The sequence below is a fragment of the Salinicoccus sp. Marseille-QA3875 genome (assembly GCF_054950095.1).
The window spans coordinates 76,640-95,144 of record NZ_CM143103.1 but is presented as its reverse complement, the minus strand read 5'-3'; the positions used below and the strand labels follow the sequence as shown (position 1 = coordinate 95,144).

18 protein-coding genes are annotated in these 18,505 nt (G+C 41.7%); 11 read left to right on the top strand and 7 right to left on the bottom strand.

The features are described 5' to 3' along the window. Positions 1–193: 193 nt before the first annotated feature. Positions 194–1,861, top strand: coding sequence for a formate--tetrahydrofolate ligase (locus ACY8DT_RS00465; RefSeq protein ID WP_462421013.1), 1,668 nt, complete (start codon positions 194–196; stop codon positions 1,859–1,861). A gap of 65 nt (positions 1,862–1,926) precedes the next feature. Here ACY8DT_RS00465 and ACY8DT_RS00460 read toward each other — a convergent pair whose 3' ends face one another. Continuing rightward, positions 1,927–4,467: a transglycosylase domain-containing protein gene (locus ACY8DT_RS00460; RefSeq protein WP_462421012.1), complete on the bottom strand. Its 2,541-nt coding sequence runs from the start codon at positions 4,465–4,467 to the stop codon at positions 1,927–1,929. 385 nt (positions 4,468–4,852) lie between these two features. Between ACY8DT_RS00460 and tyrS the strand changes: the two genes are divergently transcribed. Further along, complete coding sequence (gene tyrS / locus ACY8DT_RS00455) at positions 4,853–6,118, top strand: tyrosine--tRNA ligase (protein WP_462422294.1); 1,266 nt, start codon at positions 4,853–4,855, stop codon at positions 6,116–6,118. A gap of 451 nt (positions 6,119–6,569) precedes the next feature. Here tyrS and ACY8DT_RS00450 read toward each other — a convergent pair whose 3' ends face one another. Next, the gene (locus tag ACY8DT_RS00450; RefSeq protein WP_462421011.1) at positions 6,570–7,901 is read right to left on the bottom strand and encodes a YjiH family protein; all 1,332 of its coding nucleotides are present in this window, start codon (positions 7,899–7,901) and stop codon (positions 6,570–6,572) included. 202 nt (positions 7,902–8,103) lie between these two features. On the opposite strand from ACY8DT_RS00450, the gene ACY8DT_RS00445 reads away from it, so the two are divergent. Continuing rightward, a complete protein-coding gene (locus ACY8DT_RS00445; RefSeq protein WP_462421010.1) occupies positions 8,104–9,054 on the top strand; it encodes a dipeptidase in 951 nt (316 codons plus the stop codon). 17 nt (positions 9,055–9,071) lie between these two features. Here ACY8DT_RS00445 and ACY8DT_RS00440 read toward each other — a convergent pair whose 3' ends face one another. Next, on the bottom strand, positions 9,072–9,563 hold the full coding sequence (locus tag ACY8DT_RS00440; RefSeq protein ID WP_462421009.1) for a BAR domain-containing protein: 492 nt from the start codon (positions 9,561–9,563) through the stop codon (positions 9,072–9,074). Positions 9,564–9,680: 117 nt separating this feature from the next. On the opposite strand from ACY8DT_RS00440, the gene ACY8DT_RS00435 reads away from it, so the two are divergent. The 3 genes from ACY8DT_RS00435 (at position 9,681) to ACY8DT_RS00425 (ending at position 12,402) form a co-directional block, all read left to right on the top strand. Next, the gene (locus ACY8DT_RS00435; RefSeq protein ID WP_462421008.1) at positions 9,681–10,826 is read left to right on the top strand and encodes an MFS transporter; all 1,146 of its coding nucleotides are present in this window, start codon (positions 9,681–9,683) and stop codon (positions 10,824–10,826) included. Between the two features lie 25 nt (positions 10,827–10,851). Beyond that, positions 10,852–11,130: a hypothetical protein gene (locus ACY8DT_RS00430; RefSeq protein ID WP_462421007.1), complete on the top strand. Its 279-nt coding sequence runs from the start codon at positions 10,852–10,854 to the stop codon at positions 11,128–11,130. Between the two features lie 81 nt (positions 11,131–11,211). Then, positions 11,212–12,402, top strand: coding sequence for a DUF418 domain-containing protein (locus ACY8DT_RS00425; RefSeq protein ID WP_462421006.1), 1,191 nt, complete (start codon positions 11,212–11,214; stop codon positions 12,400–12,402). An 82-nt stretch (positions 12,403–12,484) separates the two neighbouring features. Here the strand turns inward: ACY8DT_RS00425 and ACY8DT_RS00420 are convergent, their stop codons facing one another. Both ACY8DT_RS00420 and ACY8DT_RS00415 read right to left on the bottom strand, forming a co-directional pair. Continuing rightward, positions 12,485–13,048 (bottom strand): histidine phosphatase family protein, encoded by a 564-nt coding sequence (locus ACY8DT_RS00420; RefSeq protein WP_462421005.1) that lies wholly within the window; start codon positions 13,046–13,048, stop codon positions 12,485–12,487. A gap of 89 nt (positions 13,049–13,137) precedes the next feature. Further along, complete coding sequence (locus ACY8DT_RS00415; RefSeq protein ID WP_462421004.1) at positions 13,138–13,362, bottom strand: hypothetical protein; 225 nt, start codon at positions 13,360–13,362, stop codon at positions 13,138–13,140. A gap of 165 nt (positions 13,363–13,527) precedes the next feature. Between ACY8DT_RS00415 and ACY8DT_RS00410 the strand changes: the two genes are divergently transcribed. After that, positions 13,528–14,436: an alpha/beta hydrolase gene (locus ACY8DT_RS00410; RefSeq protein ID WP_462421003.1), complete on the top strand. Its 909-nt coding sequence runs from the start codon at positions 13,528–13,530 to the stop codon at positions 14,434–14,436. Positions 14,437–14,446: 10 nt separating this feature from the next. On the opposite strand, the gene ACY8DT_RS00405 is transcribed toward ACY8DT_RS00410, so the two are convergent. After that, a complete protein-coding gene (locus ACY8DT_RS00405; protein ID WP_462421002.1) occupies positions 14,447–14,659 on the bottom strand; it encodes a hypothetical protein in 213 nt (70 codons plus the stop codon). Between the two features lie 114 nt (positions 14,660–14,773). Here ACY8DT_RS00405 and ACY8DT_RS00400 point away from each other — a divergent pair, with 114 nt between their 5' ends. From ACY8DT_RS00400 to ACY8DT_RS00390, 3 genes are all read left to right on the top strand, one after another. Beyond that, positions 14,774–15,400: an N-acetyltransferase gene (locus ACY8DT_RS00400; RefSeq protein ID WP_462421001.1), complete on the top strand. Its 627-nt coding sequence runs from the start codon at positions 14,774–14,776 to the stop codon at positions 15,398–15,400. Between the two features lie 31 nt (positions 15,401–15,431). After that, positions 15,432–16,613, top strand: coding sequence for a M20 metallopeptidase family protein (locus ACY8DT_RS00395; protein WP_462421000.1), 1,182 nt, complete (start codon positions 15,432–15,434; stop codon positions 16,611–16,613). Positions 16,614–16,678: 65 nt separating this feature from the next. Continuing rightward, positions 16,679–16,861 (top strand): hypothetical protein, encoded by a 183-nt coding sequence (locus ACY8DT_RS00390; protein WP_462420999.1) that lies wholly within the window; start codon positions 16,679–16,681, stop codon positions 16,859–16,861. Between the two features lie 66 nt (positions 16,862–16,927). Here the strand turns inward: ACY8DT_RS00390 and ACY8DT_RS00385 are convergent, their stop codons facing one another. Further along, positions 16,928–17,293 carry a c-type cytochrome gene (locus ACY8DT_RS00385; protein ID WP_462420998.1) on the bottom strand — a complete coding sequence of 122 codons (366 nt, stop codon included), beginning with the start codon at positions 17,291–17,293 and terminating at the stop codon, positions 16,928–16,930. A gap of 212 nt (positions 17,294–17,505) precedes the next feature. Here ACY8DT_RS00385 and ACY8DT_RS00380 point away from each other — a divergent pair, with 212 nt between their 5' ends. Continuing rightward, entirely contained in the window at positions 17,506–18,486 is a 981-nt protein-coding gene (locus ACY8DT_RS00380) for an acyltransferase family protein (protein WP_462420997.1), read from the top strand. Positions 18,487–18,505: the final 19 nt, after the last annotated feature.

The window sequence follows — 18,505 nt, the reverse complement described above, 5'->3', positions numbered from 1 at the left end:
CCTATCGAAAAGTGAGTGATAAAAGTCATTTCAATGCATTAAAGCGTGCATAAAATGATTGGCGGCCAAGTTTGTTATAAGAATTAACTTATAATGCGTTGTTTGTGGAAAAATTCACTTAAATATGTCATAATAAAAGGGTAAGTGTTATGCCTCAGCATAACTCAATATTATTCTTTTAGGAGATGAGATAATGGCACATTTAACAGATCAGGAAATTGCTTCTAAAGCTGAGATTCAACCGATAGAAGATATCGCAGCTAAAGCGAATATTCCTACTGAGGCCTTGGAACTTCATGGTAAATATAAAGCGAAAGTGGACATTCATCAACTTGAAGGAGACGAAAACAAATCTAAAGTTGTTTTAGTTTCTGCGATGAACCCGACTCCGGCCGGGGAAGGTAAATCTACTGTCACTGTCGGTTTATCAGACGCATTCAACAAATTAGAGAAAAACGTTATGGTTGCATTGCGTGAGCCATCATTAGGTCCTGTTATGGGTGTTAAAGGTGGAGCTACCGGCGGCGGCCAGGCACAAGTATTACCAATGGAGGAAATAAATCTTCATTTCAACGGTGACCTGCATGCTATCACAACAGCTAACAATGCTCTATCCGCGTTCATTGACAACCACATTCACCACGGTAACAAACTGAATCTTGACCCACGCCGCGTTTCATGGAAGAGAGTTCTTGATATGAACGACCGTGCACTGCGTCAAGTAGTTGTCGGTCTTGGCGGACCAAGCCGGGGTGTACCTCGTGAAGATGGTTTTAACATTACGGTTGCAAGTGAAATCATGGCTGTACTTTGTTTAGCTACAGACATTATGGACCTTAAAGCAAAACTGGGTGAAATGGTCATCGGTTACACATATGACAAAAAACCTGTAACTGCTAAAGAGCTTGAAGTTGAAGGCGCGCTTGCATTACTTCTTAAGGAAGCGATCAAACCAAACCTTGTACAGACTATGGAAGGTACACCTGCTCTGATCCATGGTGGACCATTCGCAAACATTGCACATGGCTGTAACTCTTTAATCGCTACAAACACAGCACGCAAACTTGCTGACATCGTAGTAACTGAAAGTGGTTTCGGTTCTGACCTGGGCGGAGAGAAGTTCATGAATATCAAAGCACGTAAAGGTGACTTCAAACCTGATGTTATTGTTCTTGTTGCGACTATACGTGCGCTTAAGATGAATGGCGGCGTGGCTAAAGCTGACTTGGGCGATGCTAACGTCGATGCTCTTAAAGAAGGTATTGTTAACTTAGGTAAGCACATTGAGAACGCTCGTAAATTCGGCGTTGAGCCGGTTGTTGCACTGAACGACTTCGTTACTGATACTGATGAAGAAAGAGACTTTGTATTAGACTGGTGTAAAGAGCAGAACGTACGCGTTTCACTTACGCAAGTATGGGAAAAAGGCGGCGAAGGCGGCGTTGACCTTGCGAACCAGGTACTTGAAGTCCTTGATCAGCCACAGGAATTCAAACACCTGTATGAACTTGAACTGCCAATCGATCAGAAAATCGATAAAATCGTCAAGGAAGTATACGGTGGTGAAGGTGTCGTTCTTACAGCCAAAGCTCAAAAACAGCTGGAAGAAATTGAAGCAAACGGTTTTGGAAACTTACCGGTTTGTATGGCTAAATCACAGTACTCACTGAGTGATGATCCGAAAAAACTCGGTCGTCCTGAAGGATTTACGGTAACTGTAAGAGAATTGGATGTAAAAGCGGGAGCTGGTTTCGTTGTTGCTCTGACAGGTGACATCATGACTATGCCTGGTCTTCCAAAACAGCCATCTGCGGTTAACATGGATGTTGCTGCTGACGGTACTTCTAAAGGTTTATTCTAATAAAAAACATAAAAAGAGATCGGCCGATTGGCCGATCTCTTTTTATGTTCTATTTTACTTTGAGATTAATCATCATCGTCATCGTCATCATCATCATCACTGCTTGATGAGCCTCCGACAGAATAACGGTTATCATAAGTGTTGGTAACTGTACCTCTCAGAGATGAGTTGGACAGACCTTCATCATCAAACGCAGCACCCATTCTTGACTGTATCGCTGGATCATTTAGACTGCTCTTATCAGAAATTCTTGTATCTTCTGCGACAAGCCCCTCAATCGGTTGATCCAGATCAGTTTCACAGTCACTTTCTGATTCCATTGTGAGTCCGCAATATTCCATTTGTCTGACCGAGTCAGGCTGTTGGAATGAAGCACCGCGTCCCATCTGATCCGGAGCAAGAGCGATCAGTTCCTGAGTCAGGTTGCGCCAGTTATATATGTGAAGATATTGTTCACCTTCATAACCTGAAACTTGAGGGATGTTTTCGTCATATCCCATCCACAGACCTAAAGTGACATCCGGATTATAACCCATGAACCATGAGTCGACGAACGAGTTGGATGTACCTGTTTTGGCTGCAAAATCATACTCATTCTCAATGCTTCTATAGAAATCATCGATATGATATGCAGAACCTGAAACAAAGGACTCTTTCAGCATGTCGCTCATCAGATATGCAGTCGAATCTTTGAACACTTCATTTTTAACCGGTTCGTGTTCATAAACGACTTCACCGTCAGGGCTGGTAATACTTTCAATCATATAGCCTTCTGTGAAACTGCCATCCTGTGCAAAGCTTGAAAATGCATCAACGTTTTCCTGAACTGTAAGGTTATTCGTACCAAGCGGCAGAGAAGCGAATCCCCGTCCTTCATAATCAAATAGTGTATCAGGTAACGGCATGTTCATACGTTCAAAATATTCCTGTGGATTTTCTTCACGTACATCTGCCCACAATCTCAGAGTACTCAAGTTATATGAGTTGCTGAGCGCGTGTTTTGCAGAGACGAGGCCAAACTCTTCTTCATAATCGTAGTTGGCCGGCTCATAACCGTTATAGCTGAATTTTTCATCCAGTAATACCGTATCCGGAGCAATGATGCCTTTATCTATTGCAGGGCCGAATGTAATCAGGGGTTTCATCGTTGAACCGATTTGTCGGTCTGTCTGTGTAGCGTGGTTGACAGATGAAGCATCATGATCACGGCCGCCTATGAAGCCTAATATTTTACCACTGCTGTTTTCCTTCAATATTGCACCCACTTCGTGATGCATGATTTCTTCTTCCTGATCAGACTCTTCGTCTATATCAATCGCATCTTCAGAACTTCTATCACCATAATAGTAGAAATTATCATCTTTGACATCCTGCATAGTGTCATAGATTTCTTTATCAATGGTTGAAGTGATGTGATAGCCCTGATAGCGGAGTGCCTGGTTTGCCTGTTCCGTGTAATCTTGGTTGATGAGTGGTGTGGAATCTACTTCATCACGGGTCAGGCCGTCTTCTTCTGCCAGAACGTATTTTAAAATCTGTACACTGCGTCGTTCCAGTTCATCTGTTAAAAATGGATAGTTCTGGTTTGGCACAACGACACTGTCAGTCAAGTTCGAATATAAATCATATTCGACAGCCTCATCATATTCTTCCTGGGTGATCTTTTCCTCCAATAACATACGGTCTAAAACAAATGTCTGTCTGTTCTTACCATATTGGAGATAGTCTTCACTCTTGACGTCGCCGCCCTGCATAAATGGAGTATATGCATATGGGTTTTGCGGCATACCGGCTAAAAAAGCACTTTCTGCGATATTGAGTTCACTGGCATCTTTACCGAAAACACCTTCTGCAGCTGCCTGTATGCCGGCGACGTTCTGTCCATTCGCATTACGTCCGAAAGAAACAGCATTCAGATAAGCTTCGATAATTTCATCTTTATCGAGGAGCTTTTCCACCCGGAAAGCGAGAAGAAGTTCAACAGCTTTTCTGTCGAACGTCGTTTCGTTTGTAAGTAACTGGTTTTTAACCAGCTGCTGTGTCAGTGTACTGCCGCCTGTACCGTCATCGCCGCCGGCGAAGACTTGAAGCGCTGCACGCATGAATGCTTTTGGCACGACGCCATTGTGTTCGTAGAAGTGCTCATCTTCAGTCGCAACGACTGCGTCGACAACGTAAGGACTGATGTCTTCATAGTCGACCCTTTCTCTAATCAGGTCTGCACGGAGCGTCCCCAATGATTCTCCGGTGCCAAATGCAACGGTCGAGCTCTCCGTCATTTCTGTCAGCGCAACGACCAGCTCATCATTGGACTGTACCTCTTCGTCATTTACCAGAGCTGCGAAATAGCCGATGCCTACGCTGAAAGCTAAAAGGCCTACCAATGAAAAAGCCAATATAATAAATAAAACAATATTCCAGGCGGTTTCATATGTAGTAAAAAAAGCGACTCTGACTGGAGAACCAGCATTTCTCATTCTGTTGTTTATATTTGAAAATTTCTCTTTGAAGGTATTGCCGGTGACTGTGTCTTTGTCACCTTTCGGTTCGCCCTTCGTAAAAATCTTCTTAATATTATCAAAAAAGTCTTTAATATTCTTCTTCATGTGGACCTCCTATCAACCGACATTATACCATATATAAAAACATTATAGATAGTGATATCAGCCCTTGCAATATTAAAAAGTGATAAATTTATCACATCATTTTCGGAAGTTACCGCATAGCATGATGGTTGACTTTTTTAATGAAGATGTTATTATTATATTAATTTAATACCCTCTGAATAGTGGGAGAAGTAGTGGATCTATCCTGATGAAGAGAGCTGGTGTCCGGTGAAAACCAGTGAAGGATAATTTGTGAATACACCCATACGAACATTCAGGAAAAAGGATATGTCTATCCTGAAGTGAAACCGTTTGGTGGTACCGTGCTCAGCACCCATACTATATTTAGTGGGTGTTTTTTTATTTTTAAAAATCAGGAGGAATTATTGTGAATGCATTATTAGAAGACTTGAAATACCGCGGAATCATTTATCAGATGACAGATGAAGAGAAAATTGCTGAATTACTGGATACCGAGCAGGTATCGATATACTGCGGGGCGGATCCGACAGCGGACAGCCTGCATATCGGCCATCTTGTGCCATTCCTGACATTAAGACGCTTTCAGAAATATGGACATCGTCCGGTAGTTTTAATCGGCGGGGGAACGGGCATGATCGGCGACCCGTCATTCAAAGCAGAAGAAAGAAAACTTTTGACAGAAGAGCAGATCGACCAAAATGTGGATGGCATCAAATCGCAGATGGGCAGAGTGTTTGATTTCTCTGATGAAAACAGTGCGTTGCTTGTAAATAATAAAGACTGGTTAAAAGAAATTTCATTGATCAGCTTCTTGAGAGATTATGGAAAACATGTCGGACTGAATTACCTGCTTGGCAAAGATGCAATCCAATCCCGTTTGGAAACCGGAATTTCCTACACAGAATTCACTTATACTATTCTGCAGGCAATCGACTTCGGTCACCTGAATAAGAACTACAATGTTAAAATGCAGATCGGCGGCTCCGATCAGTGGGGCAACATCACCAGCGGATTGGAACTGATGAGAAGAATGTATGGTGAAAATGACTCTCAAGGCCTGACGATACCTTTAATCACAAAAGCAGACGGCAAGAAATTCGGCAAGACGGAATCAGGCAACATCTGGCTTGATCCTGCAAGAACTTCACCGTATGAGTTTTATCAGTTCTGGTTGAACCAGAGTGATTCAGATGTCATTAAATTCTTGAAGCTGTTCACATTCCTTGAAAGAGAAGAAATCGAAGCACTGGAAAAATCAGTCGCAGAAGAACCTCACCTGCGTAAGGCGCAGAAGAGCCTCGCTGAGGAAATCACAAGATTCCTTCACGGAGAAGAAGCGCTTGAAGATGCGAAAAGGATTACAGATGCATTATTCAACGGTGAAATAAAATCACTGACTTCAAAAGAAGTGAAAGATGCATTTAAAGACGTTCCAACAGAAAACTTCGACGGTGAAGAAGAGAATCTCGTCAACGTCCTGGTTGAAACCAAAATATCATCTTCCCGCAGACAGGCAAGAGAAGATATCAACAACGGCGCCATCTACATCAACGGCGAACGCCAGCAGGATGTAAACCATGTGATGACCGCAGCTGACAAACTGGACGGAGAATTCACAGTCATCCGCCGAGGTAAAAAGAGATACCATATGGTGACTTATAATAAGTAGAGAATGGTAGTTTGGGGTTCTACGGATGATGTTCAAGGTATAATTCCGAGTACATCGAGATATCCGACAGACTTGCTCGTTTTCTGAGGTCGGCATCCGAGCATAAGCGATTTTCCGACAGACTTGCTCGTTTTCTGAGGTCGGCATCCGAGCATAAGCGATTTTCCGACAGACTTGCTCGTTTTTTGAGACCATAATCCGAGTATATCGAGATATCCGACAGACTTGCTCGTTTTCCGAGACGCTATTCTGAAAATCAAACAAAATAACCGACACAAAAAGAGAGGACAAGATAAAATTCTTGTCCTCTCTTTACATATTAGAAATTGAATACTACCGGCATCCAGAAGTAAACAGCCAGAGTAATCACTATAACGGATACGATGTTCAGCCAAACGCCTGCTTTCGCCATATCTGATATATTCAGGTATCCCGGCTCTTCGGCCTGTTATTAAAATATAATGTGCGCGAAAATAATGATGATCGGTAATGTAATTGCTGTTCTCAGTAAGAAGATGATGAACAGTTTACCAAGTCCTATTGGAATTTTAGATCCGAGGATAACACCGCCGACTTCTGATAAATAGATCAGCTGGGTGATACTCAGAGCTCCGACAACGAAACGTGTCATATCCGAAGCGACGGATTCAATTAAGATTGCCGGCAGGAACATATCTGTGAAACCGATGAAAAGAGTTTCAGATGCTGCCTGTGCTTCTTCTATACCAACAAGTTCCAACAGTGGTACAAATGGTGCGCCGATCCATGTAAACACCGGTGTATACTCGGCAACGACCGTTCCTAAAGTACCGATTGCCATAACGATCGGCAGTACCGCAAACCACATGTCTCCGACTGTTTTCAGTCCATCTTTAAGGTAATCTGCTAGACCATCCGCTTTTTCAGCTTTCTCCATCGCCTGACGGTAACCCCATGTAACTGGATTGTACCCCTCTGGAATCACTTCATTCAGATCTCTGTCATCACGATGATAGGTGTCTTCTATTCTGGATAATGGCGGGATTCTCGGCATGATGAATGCCGCAGCAAGACCGGCAACCAATACCGTCAAATAGAATACTCCGAAGTAATCCATCAAACCGATTAAATCTAAAATGACAACTGTAAATGTAATGGAAACAACAGAGAAAGTCGTTGCGATAACCGTTGCTTCTCTTCTCGTATAATATCCATCTTCATATTGCTTACTGCTCAGAAGTACTCCGACTGTTCCGTCCCCGACCCATGAAGCAAGATTATCGACAGTGGAGCGTCCGGGTAATGTGAATAAAGGTCTCATCACTTTTGTGAAGATTGAACCTACAAATTCAAGCAGACCGTAGTTCAACAGTAAAGGCAGGAGTATCCCGGCAAATAAAAACACCGATAATAATGTCGGCATCAGATCATTGAGGATCATACCGCCGGTGCCTCCCGAAATAACTGCTTCAGGACCGATTTCAAAATAAGTCAGCAATACGAATATTGCACCAAGTATCCTTGTTGCCACCCAAATGGGTGTTACTGAAAATATATCAGCCAGTATTTGTGATTTTGGTTTATGTATCCAACTGAATATTACTGTCAGAATGGCGGCTGAACTTATTATTATGGTGATGATGATTAAAGATAAATCATGTCCCAGAATATCAAGTAATAATCCCGCCAGATAAGCAATCGGTATCGTCGTATTACCGTCCGCATCCGTCATCGGGAATAGAAACATGAAAACACCGATCAGAGATGGTATCAAAAATTTTAATAAAGTTGCAGTTTTATTCATAAATATCCCTACCTTTAATTAAATTATACAATTCATAATTGTAAAGTAAATAGGAAAAACATAAAGAAAACGTTTTCATATTCACTTTCTAGTTTATACTCTTGCTAATATTAATTCAATACATTTTTTATAATGTATAAAAACATTTAATTTTTGCGACTATTTACATTGTCTGTATAATATGAATCGAGGGGGAATTGAAATGAAGATTATTGATACACATTGTGATGCGCTGCTGAAGCTGCAGAGTGACAAACGGCGCTCAAGAGGGTTTATGGATGAACAGGCACCGCTGAATTTTTATGATGCTGAAGAAATTGATACAAATTATAACCGTTTGAAAGAAGGGGACTTGCAAGTCCAGTTTTTTGCGATTTTCATCTCTCCGAAAGTGCCTGATAATGAAAAATGGCAGCATGCGCTTGAACAGGTGGATGCTTTTTATAATGAAGTGCTCGGTCAGGAAAACATGGTGCATATTAAAAATTTAAAAGAGATTAAACAATTGAAGCCTCATGAAATCGGTGCGGTACTGACACTTGAAGGATCCGATGCGTTCGGAAATGACCTGATGAAACTGCGTACATTGATCCGGCTGGGTGTGCTGTCCGTCGGTCTTGTATGGAACAATGCCAATCTCGTGGCGGATGGTGTAGGAGAAACGAGAAGCGCCGGTCTTTCCAATTTCGGTGCCGAAGTGATTGAAGTATGTAACGAAAATGATGTTCTAATCGATGTGAGCCATTTAAATATCCCCGGGTTCAACGATATTATAGATAAAGCTGACAGGATATTTGCCAGTCATTCAAACGCCCGCGGAATATTTGACCACCAGCGTAATCTGACAGATGAGCAGATTACACAGATCATTGACAGAAATGGCATGATCAATATCGTCTTCTGTCCGATGTTCATCAATGAAGGTGAGCTTGAAATAGAAGATCTTTTTCCGCACATTGACCGCATCATAAATCTTGGCGGTTCCGACAATATCGGAATAGGATCGGATTTTGACGGCATAGCAACTTATGTAAATGGCCTGAGCCATGCAGGCGAGTTTCAAAATCTGGTCAACAAGCTTCAGGCACAGTACGGCACGGAATTCACTGAAAAGATGACGCACCGTAATTTTAAAAAAATATTCTGTGAATAAAAGACTCCACCGGTCTTTTATTCTTCTTTTATATTGTTGTACTGTTCTTCTATTATATCGTGTTTGGTTTCAATATCATCCTCGAGTAACTTGATTTCTTCAAGGTCTTCTTCGAATGAATCTGAAAAACTGTCATCATCCATCGGATTTGATACATAAAAGTTCATGTTGAACTCGCCGTACCGCTTAGTGAGTGTTTCCAGGGTATTGATGTAATCCAGCATGGATTCCTGCAGTTCCAAATTCTCGGTACTGCCGAATTCATAGTTATTGATGACTGATTTGAAATCATCGAATTTTGGTACCAGATTATTATAATAGATTTCCACCTGGCTTTCACGGTCATCAGAATTTCGGATATCTTCCAGTTCCCGTTCCATATCATTTCTGAGCTCTTCATGGTTTCGGTTGAATGCTTCATATAAGCTATCCAAATCATCGCTCTCGTTGTCAGCGCAGCCCATCAATATAAAACTGACTGCTGTCATTAAAAATATTATTTTTTTCATGGAACACCTTCCTTTATTCCATTTTAACATGATTGAATATTAGATTAAGTTTTATTTGCCTTATAAATATTGTATAATACTCAAGTTGATTATTTTTAAAGGTTTAAGGTGATATATGTGAATAAAAAATTATTGGTCACTTTCACAGTCGGTGTATTTTTACTTGGGATGATGGAGTTGATCATTTCCGGTATATTGGAACTGATGAGTGACGATTTAGGAATCAGTGTAGCTGTTACGGGCCAGCTGATCACTGTTTATGCAGTAAGTTTTGCGATTTTCGGTCCGGTGTTGGTAAAGCTTACAGAAAAATATAAGCCGAAGCCTGTTATATTGGTCTCTTTGGTTGTATTCATATTCGGTAACGTCATTTTTGGATTATCCGAAACATTTCTCATGCTGGCTCTCGGCAGAGTAGTTACAGCGATGGCAGCCGCCATCTTTATAGTCAAGATTTTGGATATGACTGTCGTACTGTCCGAACCGAGCATCAGAGGTAAAATGATTGCGCTCGTTTATATGGGATTCTCGGCCGCAAATGTTTTCGGCATACCACTGGGCACTCTTGTGGGTACGATGTTCGGGTGGAGAATTATCTTCCTCCTTGTCATTTTGCTGTCAATACTTGTCGGCATCGGACTGATCTTACTTGTGCCTGATAAGGAACCGGAGAGCAGGGAAAACACGACTAAAACAAAAATCATGAATATGAGGAACGTTGTTCTTTATATTGGTGTCACGATGTCCGTACTGATCGGCAACTACATAGTTCTCGGCTATATATCTCCTCTGATGACGTCCAATGGATTTACAATACAGAATGTTTCCATCGCATTGTTCATTGCGGGAGCAGGCGGGATGGCAGGTACAGTTCTTGGAGGAAATCTGGTGGACAGATATGGTTCAAGAAAAACAATCATCGTCATGTTGATCCTGTTCTCACTGACCATGCTCGCAATGCCGCTATTATACAGTACACCAATCTTGTTCTATATCAACCTGTTCATCTGGAGCCTGTTCCAATGGAGTACGAGTCCTGCCGTCCAGTCCGGCCTTGTAGATAATGTCGAAGGTTCGGCTGCGAGTGTATTCAGCTGGAATATGTCGGGACTCAATCTCGGCATAGGCATCGGTGCAGTCATCGGCGGGATTTTCATCAGCCGCTTTGAAATCAGTTATGCACCATGGCTCAGTTTCTTCATTATATTGATGGGACTTGCATTCGCTATATTAGTAAAAGAAGATAAAAAACTGTATAATTGAGTGGAATGAGAAATGAGGGATGTTTATGATACTAAGAATCATTATGTATACAGGACTCGGCTTCCTGTCCATATTTTTAATAAATTACTTCGAACTTGCAAATATTGAATTCACTTTTATGAATGTGCTTATAGCGATCGGCTCACTTATAGTGCTTAGAATTTTATATTCGATATTTACACGGTTTTTAAGAGTGCTGGTCTTTGCATTTGTATTTCTGCCGGTCATCGGGATTGTCATCTACTATGTATATGCATACTTTACAGGAGAATCTGTAGACCTGGCATCTCTTGCATTATGGTAAAAAGTGAACTGGACGGTTTAATACACTGTTCAGTTTTTTAATTTCCAATTGGTCTTCAAAATAAAAAAAGAGGTGAAGTTCGTGGGTAATAACTATCAGCCGACCTCATTTTCAGAAAGGATTCATGAGATTGACGGCATCAGAGGTTTTGCACTGCTGGGCATATTAATGATGAACATCATGTCCTTTGCAACACCCATGATGCAGGACGGCATGGAGCAGCAGGCAACAGAGAGATTTACAGGACAATATAACGAATGGTCGATATTTTTCATCAATACATTCGTTACGACGAACTTCTACACGATGTTTTCATTCCTGTTCGGTCTCGGATTTTACATATTTTTATCCCGTGCCGAAAATAAAGTCCAGTCGACGAATATACTATTTCTGAGGCGGATGGGCATGCTGCTCATATTCGGTATACTGCACGGTGTACTCTTATGGTACGGAGATATTTTATGGACGTATGCAGTTACAGGGGTGCTTCTATTATTTTTCTATAAGCTGAGCCCGAAGATCAATCTGATCATCGGTGTTGGAATTCTGGGTGTTTTCACAGTCTTCCTGTTACTGATGTCACTTCTTCTGTTCGGGGTGAATGTACCTGTTGAAGGGGCGTTTTCACTTCCGTTCGATATGACAGAGACGATTATCGATGGCAGCTATTCAGATCTGATTTTAATCAATTCAACGTTTCTCGGCATCAGCCTGATGAATATCATATTTCTCGTGCCCAGCGTTCTGGCAGTCTTCCTGATTGGATTATATGCAGCACAGAAGGGGATATTCAATAACATTGATGCGCATGAAAGCCTGATCAACAAAGTGGCTGCGGTCGGTCTCGGCATCGGGCTGCCGATTAAAATACTGACAGGATATGCGGTGACTTATCAATCCCTGGATACAGCATGGGCAATGCTTTCAATGCTCAGTTCCACAATAGGGGGACCGCTGATGTCACTCGGATATATCGCATTATTTTTAATCATCGCAGGAAAAGTACCTGCGATGGTCAAAATACTTCAGCCTGTCGGCCAGATGGCTCTGACAAATTACATCATGCAGACAGTGATCATGATGATCATATTTTACGGCTTCAATCTGTTCAACAGGGTCGATGCGGTTTATTTCATACCGATAGTATTGGCGGTGTTTGCTGTTCAGATCATATACAGCCACCTATGGATGAAAGTATTCAAGTTCGGTCCGCTTGAATGGATATGGAGAACAGTCACATATTTAAAAATACTGCCGATAAAAAGACGTTAGATCTTTTGACACAGACAGTTATAGAAATCAGGAAAAATGGCTGAACGGGTGATTCAATTCCGTACAGCCATTTTAATATTACTTATGATAAAGTACTTATATTATAATCGACCACTTTCCACACGTTGTCATCGGACTCGATGATGCTCAAAGAACAATTGTCGAGTTTGGTGAAAACCATATGTATCTCATCCGTATATAATGAAAGGATGGACTTTATCGTTCTTGAATGCGCTGTGACCAATACATTCTGATCTACATGATTATCTTCAATGAATTTCATCACTTTAGAGGCCCTTTCAGCAAGTGAATCAAAAGTTTCCACACCGGGAATGTCGCCCTCCGGATATTTCAAACGGATATTTTCAATATGTTCCCCTTCAAACTGTCCAAAATACTGTTCTTTCAATTCATCCATCTTATGAATTTTTAAATCATGGTGCTCATTGATGATTTCAGCAGTGGCATAGGCCCGTGACAGCGGACTTGAAAGTATTGCATCGAATTTTTCATCTTTAAGAAATTCAGATGCTTTCTTTGCCTGTAACAGACCGGCTTCATTGAGCGGAATATCACTCGATCCCTGTAAACGCAATGATTTGTTATACTCTGTCAGACCATGCCTAACCAAAAAAATCTTTCCCATTCACGTCACCCCAAATTATTAGTTGTATATCTTCATCATAACATTATCATTGAAAATTCGAATCTCTGATGGATTCTTTCTTTGATAGATTAATTCTGTTGAAACTTGATGATTTCACCGATAATTTCTTTTTCAGCAGCATGATAGGTCGGTGCTGTTAATATTTCACCGCGTTTTGAAATGGTCAATTTATACTTATGTTCTGCCTGTCTTGTCACCCTGAATTTAACATTGTCTTTCGACAGTGTAGCGATGGAGCTGCCCGGCAGTGCCTTAAAGCCATTTTCTCTGGCAAATGCAATAACTTCTTTCATGGATCATCACTCTCTTTTCAATTATTATACTTATTCACAATATTATCATTTCCTTTATGACATGCACAAAAGGACAGGGTATGCCTTTTGTTTCTTTATAAAATTATATGGTAAAATGAGAAGTGATAAATAGAGTTGTTTTTAATCGATGAGAGGGGAAAATTGATGAATTTACAAAGTTTTTATATAGGTGATCATCATGCGGAAGTGACGATGATGCTCGGCGCCCGTGAAAAAACGGCAAAAGGGCATCCGGCAGTGGTAATCTGTCCGGGCGGGAGTTATATGTATGTTTCAAAAAGAGAAGCGGAACCGATAGCCTATCAATTTCTCGCACAGGGCTACCATGTCTTCATATTGAATTATTCAACAATCGGCAGTGCGATAGAAAAAGAGGGCAGAACTCCGGCACGTGATGAACTTTATCAGCTGGCTGGCATGGTGGAAGATGATAAGGAGCTCGGTTCCGAATTTCCGACACCGCTTACGGAACTTGCGAAGACGATGACTTTCATCCGGGAAAATTGTCACGAGTTCAATATTGATCCGGACCGCATCGGTGTTGCCGGTTTTTCTGCAGGCGGACATCTGGCTGCAAGTCTCGGTGTGCACTGGTCGAGTGAATGGTTGAAGGAGGCCGTGGGAAGTGAGAACAGATGGTTTCGTCCGAATTTCCAGATACTGAGCTACCCCATACTGGATTATATGCTCAATAAAGAGATTGCAGAAGAAAGGGGCATGGGGGACCCGCGTTTCATGGAAATGGCATCGAGAATGATTTACGGTGCAGAGCCGGATGAAGAAGTGGTCCGCTTAACCCGGCTGAAAGATTACGTGTCAGAGGACACACCGCCGACATTCATCTGGCATACGATGGAAGATGAACTCGTATTTATCCAGAATTCCCTGGATTTTGCGAAAGTGTTGGATACTCATCAAGTGCCGTGGGAATTACACACATTCCAGCATGGTGAACATGGTTTGAGCCTCGGTACCGAACTCACCGGAAAAATAGATGACAGAGCAAGCGGGTGGCTGGAGCTGATGTTCAGCTGGCTGAAAGTGAACATATAAAAAAAGACACTTATGAGTGTCTTCTGTAATTTAATTCATATATTCTGAATCTCTCTGTGTGATCCGGATAGATGAACTCAATCATTTTCTGCCCGATATTCTTTGAATGACTTTCTTTTTTAATATAGTCCTGTTTAATATGTTCAGTATCACCTGGATTAGAGATTAAGTGATAGCGGGTTTTGTTATTCTTGGTGTCACTATACTTGACTATGATTGTCATGATACACCAACTCCTCGTAATACATATATCCTTTATGCAGGATTGTAAACGTATTTCATAAAATTTGATGAATTGTTTTAAATTTGTTAACTCATTTTGAGAAGAGGTGTCCCTGTGGAAGTAAGAAAATTAACCATGAATGATTTAAACGACCTGATGGAACTGCAGTCACTTGTATATGGAAGTCTGCAGGACAAGATGATACTGGAAACAATAGACAGGCCCGAATTCATTGAAATGATTGAACAGGATTTTATCATAGGTGTCTATGAAGATCAGAATCTGAAGGCAGTCCGTGCGATGTACATTCCACCGCCCGACGATCCGGAACATCTGGCTGAAGATGCAGGAATCGAAGACAGGTCAGAGGTCATCTACTCTGAAATCTCTTTTATCCATCCGGACAACAGAGGACAGGGTCTGCAGACGAAACTCGGGCGCCAGCTGATTGAAAGGGTAAGAAAAGACGGCCGCTTCAAGCATGTTTTAACGACAGTGCTGCCGACCAATATTCCGAGCTTGAAGGATAAGTTCAGACTGGGTTTTAAAATAGTGAATACGAGAGTCATGTATGGTGGAAAATACCGTCACATCCTCCAGCTGGATCTGAATCAACCGCTTGAAGCATTTGGCGAAAAAGAAACTGTTGATTATCGAAATATCGAGTGGATGCTGGAGAATGGGAAAAATCATATTGGATTTGATTTTGACGGTACGTCTATCGATTATTATTTAAAATAAGATTACTTTGATGACTGAGGAGCGGATTATAATGGAGTTTAACCGGATAGTGGAAGATGCAATTCAGTTCAGACGAGAGCTGCACAGATTTCCTGAACTGAGTGATGAAGAATTCAATACATCAAAACGGATACAGGAAGAACTGGCTGCGCTCAACATCCCATTTGAAACTGGTTTTGCCGGAACTGGGGTTCTCGGCATAATAGAAGGTGGGAACGAAGGGGGCATTGTCGGTCTCCGTGCCGACATTGATGCACTGCCGATTCATGAAACTTCCGGTGTCGAATACAGCTCGGAAGTGGATGGTGTAATGCACGCCTGCGGTCATGATGCACATACATCGATGCTGATTGCGACGGCAAAAGTGCTGCTCAGCCGACGCGAGGAGATTAATGGAAAAATTTTATTGATATTCCAGCCTGCTGAAGAAAAATCACCAACAGGCGGTTCGCAGCGAATGATGGACGATGGCATATTTGAAGGCAGAGAGCCAGATGTATTGATTGCCCAGCATGTCTGGCCGACGATTCCTGCAGGTAAATTCGGCATTATGCCCGGGCCGATAATGGGGAATTCCGATCGTTTCAAACTGGTGATAAAAGGATCGGGTGGACATGCTTCGATGCCACATGACACAGTGGATGCAATCATCGTCGGGACGCAGGTGATCAATGCACTGCAGACAATTGTCAGCAGGAATTCTGATCCATATGAACCATCGGTTGTGACAGTAGGGAAGTTCCAGGCCGGCACCCAGCATAACGTCATTGCAGAAACAGCTGAAATAGTCGGGACGATACGCACGCAGTCTAATGATATGAAAGCTTTGATCAAAGAAAGGTTCCATACAATAGTGGAAAATGTTGTTACAGCTATGGGCGCCACTGTGGAAATAGAATATCTGGATGGTTATCCTGCCACAATCAGTTCAGAAGAATGGGCTCACCAGATGAGAGAGACTGTATTGAATCTGTTCGGAGAAGAAGCGCTGCCCGATTACAGACCGAGTCTTGCAGGAGAGGATTTCGGCAGATTCCTGCTTAAATATCCAGGTGTTTATTATTGGCTGGGAACTTCGGTCGGGGAAGGACAGAAGCCACTTCACAATCCATCTTTCAAAGTTAATGAAGACGCTTTTAAATACGGTATAGAAGCAATGAGCCAGGGAGCAATCGATACTTTGAACAGATTGAAGGAAAAACAGGAAGATTAAATGTCCACAGCTGTCAGTTTTGTGATAATATTAAAAATGATATTTTGAAGATATGAGGTTGGATAATGAATAAAATAGAGATTGTTTACACATCGGGAAAGAAAGAAGTTTTCGAAACCGGTAAGTATACTGCTGAAACTTTGAACGCAGAACTTGAAATCGCATTTGCACATAAGAAATCATATCTGGAAGTGGATGGCTTTTCACTTTTCCCTAATATGATAAAAGAAGTACGTGAAGTGAGATAATTAAAAAAAAGGCGGCCTGCTTTAAAATCAGGCCGTCTTTTTTTTAATTCTCTAAGTAACATCTGTCTATTCAGACCACATGTCATACATCGCAGTCAGTTCTTTATCACTTACCTGGTCTTCACTGAATGCAGGCATAGAGTTTTGACCGTTTCTTACGATGTCAGTAAACTCATCTTCACTTAAAGAAGTGCCATCCAAAGCCGGCCCCATGCCGCCGGAGAAGTCTTCACCGTGACAGGAAGCGCATGAACTCTGTGCGACACCTTCTGCGTCCACATCACCTGTTGAAGCACCTTCATCCGAACCTTCTTCAGTCGTTGATTCTTCCTCTGGAGCAGCATCATCAGTTTCCTCAGTATCACCGCCGCATGCACCCAAAACCAGTACTAAAGAAAGACCGCCGGCCATCAAATACTTTTTCAAATCCATAATCTCACCCCCTCAACCTGAAAGTGTATTACAAGTTTAATATATCACATAGTAAAATATCGGCACATAGGGCATTGTCCCTATTTGTCATATGAAAAATAGATGGAAGCACAAAACTAAAAGGTTCTGAATGCTGATCAGGCAGGGTTTTTATTGTCACACCTTTGAAATTCATATATGATTAGTTGTACATTAGTCCTAAGGAGAAGAACATGAAGAAGCGTAATTATAATATTGACATTATAAAGGGACTTGCAATAATTGCTGTTATTTTAATTCATAGTTTATCAGATGAATTATTGCTTGCGATTTTCTCACCGTTATACATCTGGCAGGCTGTCCCTGTATTTTTATTGTTGGCAGGATATAATACAGCTGCATCTTTTCAACGGAGGGGTTATGTAAGTCTGAATCAGTTTTATGACATTTCCTTTCTCTACAGCAAGGTTGAAAGGCTTCTCTATCCCTTTCTCTTTATATGGATCATACAAGTCACAGCCCATTTTCTGATATTGGATGGATTGAGCCTCGCAACCATGGCGACATCTCTGTTCACCGGCGGCTGGGGGCCGGGCAGTTATTTCATCCTCGTAATTATACAGGCGACTCTGATTTTACCTTTAATCTACATGCTGGTTAAAAAGAACCTGACTGCTTGGACGATTGCTCTATTCTTTATCAGTATATTGGTGGATGCATTCTGCATGTTGATTGATGTGCCGGGAAGTGTTTACAGAGTTCTCGTCGTCCGTTATATATTCGTTTTAGTTTTGGGAGTCTGGCTAGCTCTGAATCCCGGGAAGATAAATTACAGGTGGTTGATTCCTTTAGCACTTGTGAGTGCGGTATATATAACGGGTGTGTATTATGAGGAATGGAACTTTTTCATTGAAAGATTTTGGCAGAGCCAGCACGCACCGTCCTACTTTTGGACATTACTGCTGGTCATCATCGGGCTGAAAGCCTATCAGTTCAAAGCGGGGAATCCTGTCAGCAGACTGTTGGTAAAGATGGGGCAGGCTTCTTATCATATATTTTTAGTCCAGATGTCCTATTTCTGGTTGACGGAAGACAGTTTCGGTGATTTACCAATGCTCATTTATGTATTGATAAGTTTGACAATCTGTATCATATTCGGCCTGGTATTCTTCAATGCTGAAAACACACTCAGAAAAGCAATTAAAAGTAAATGATGAAAAGCTGTTGTTAACC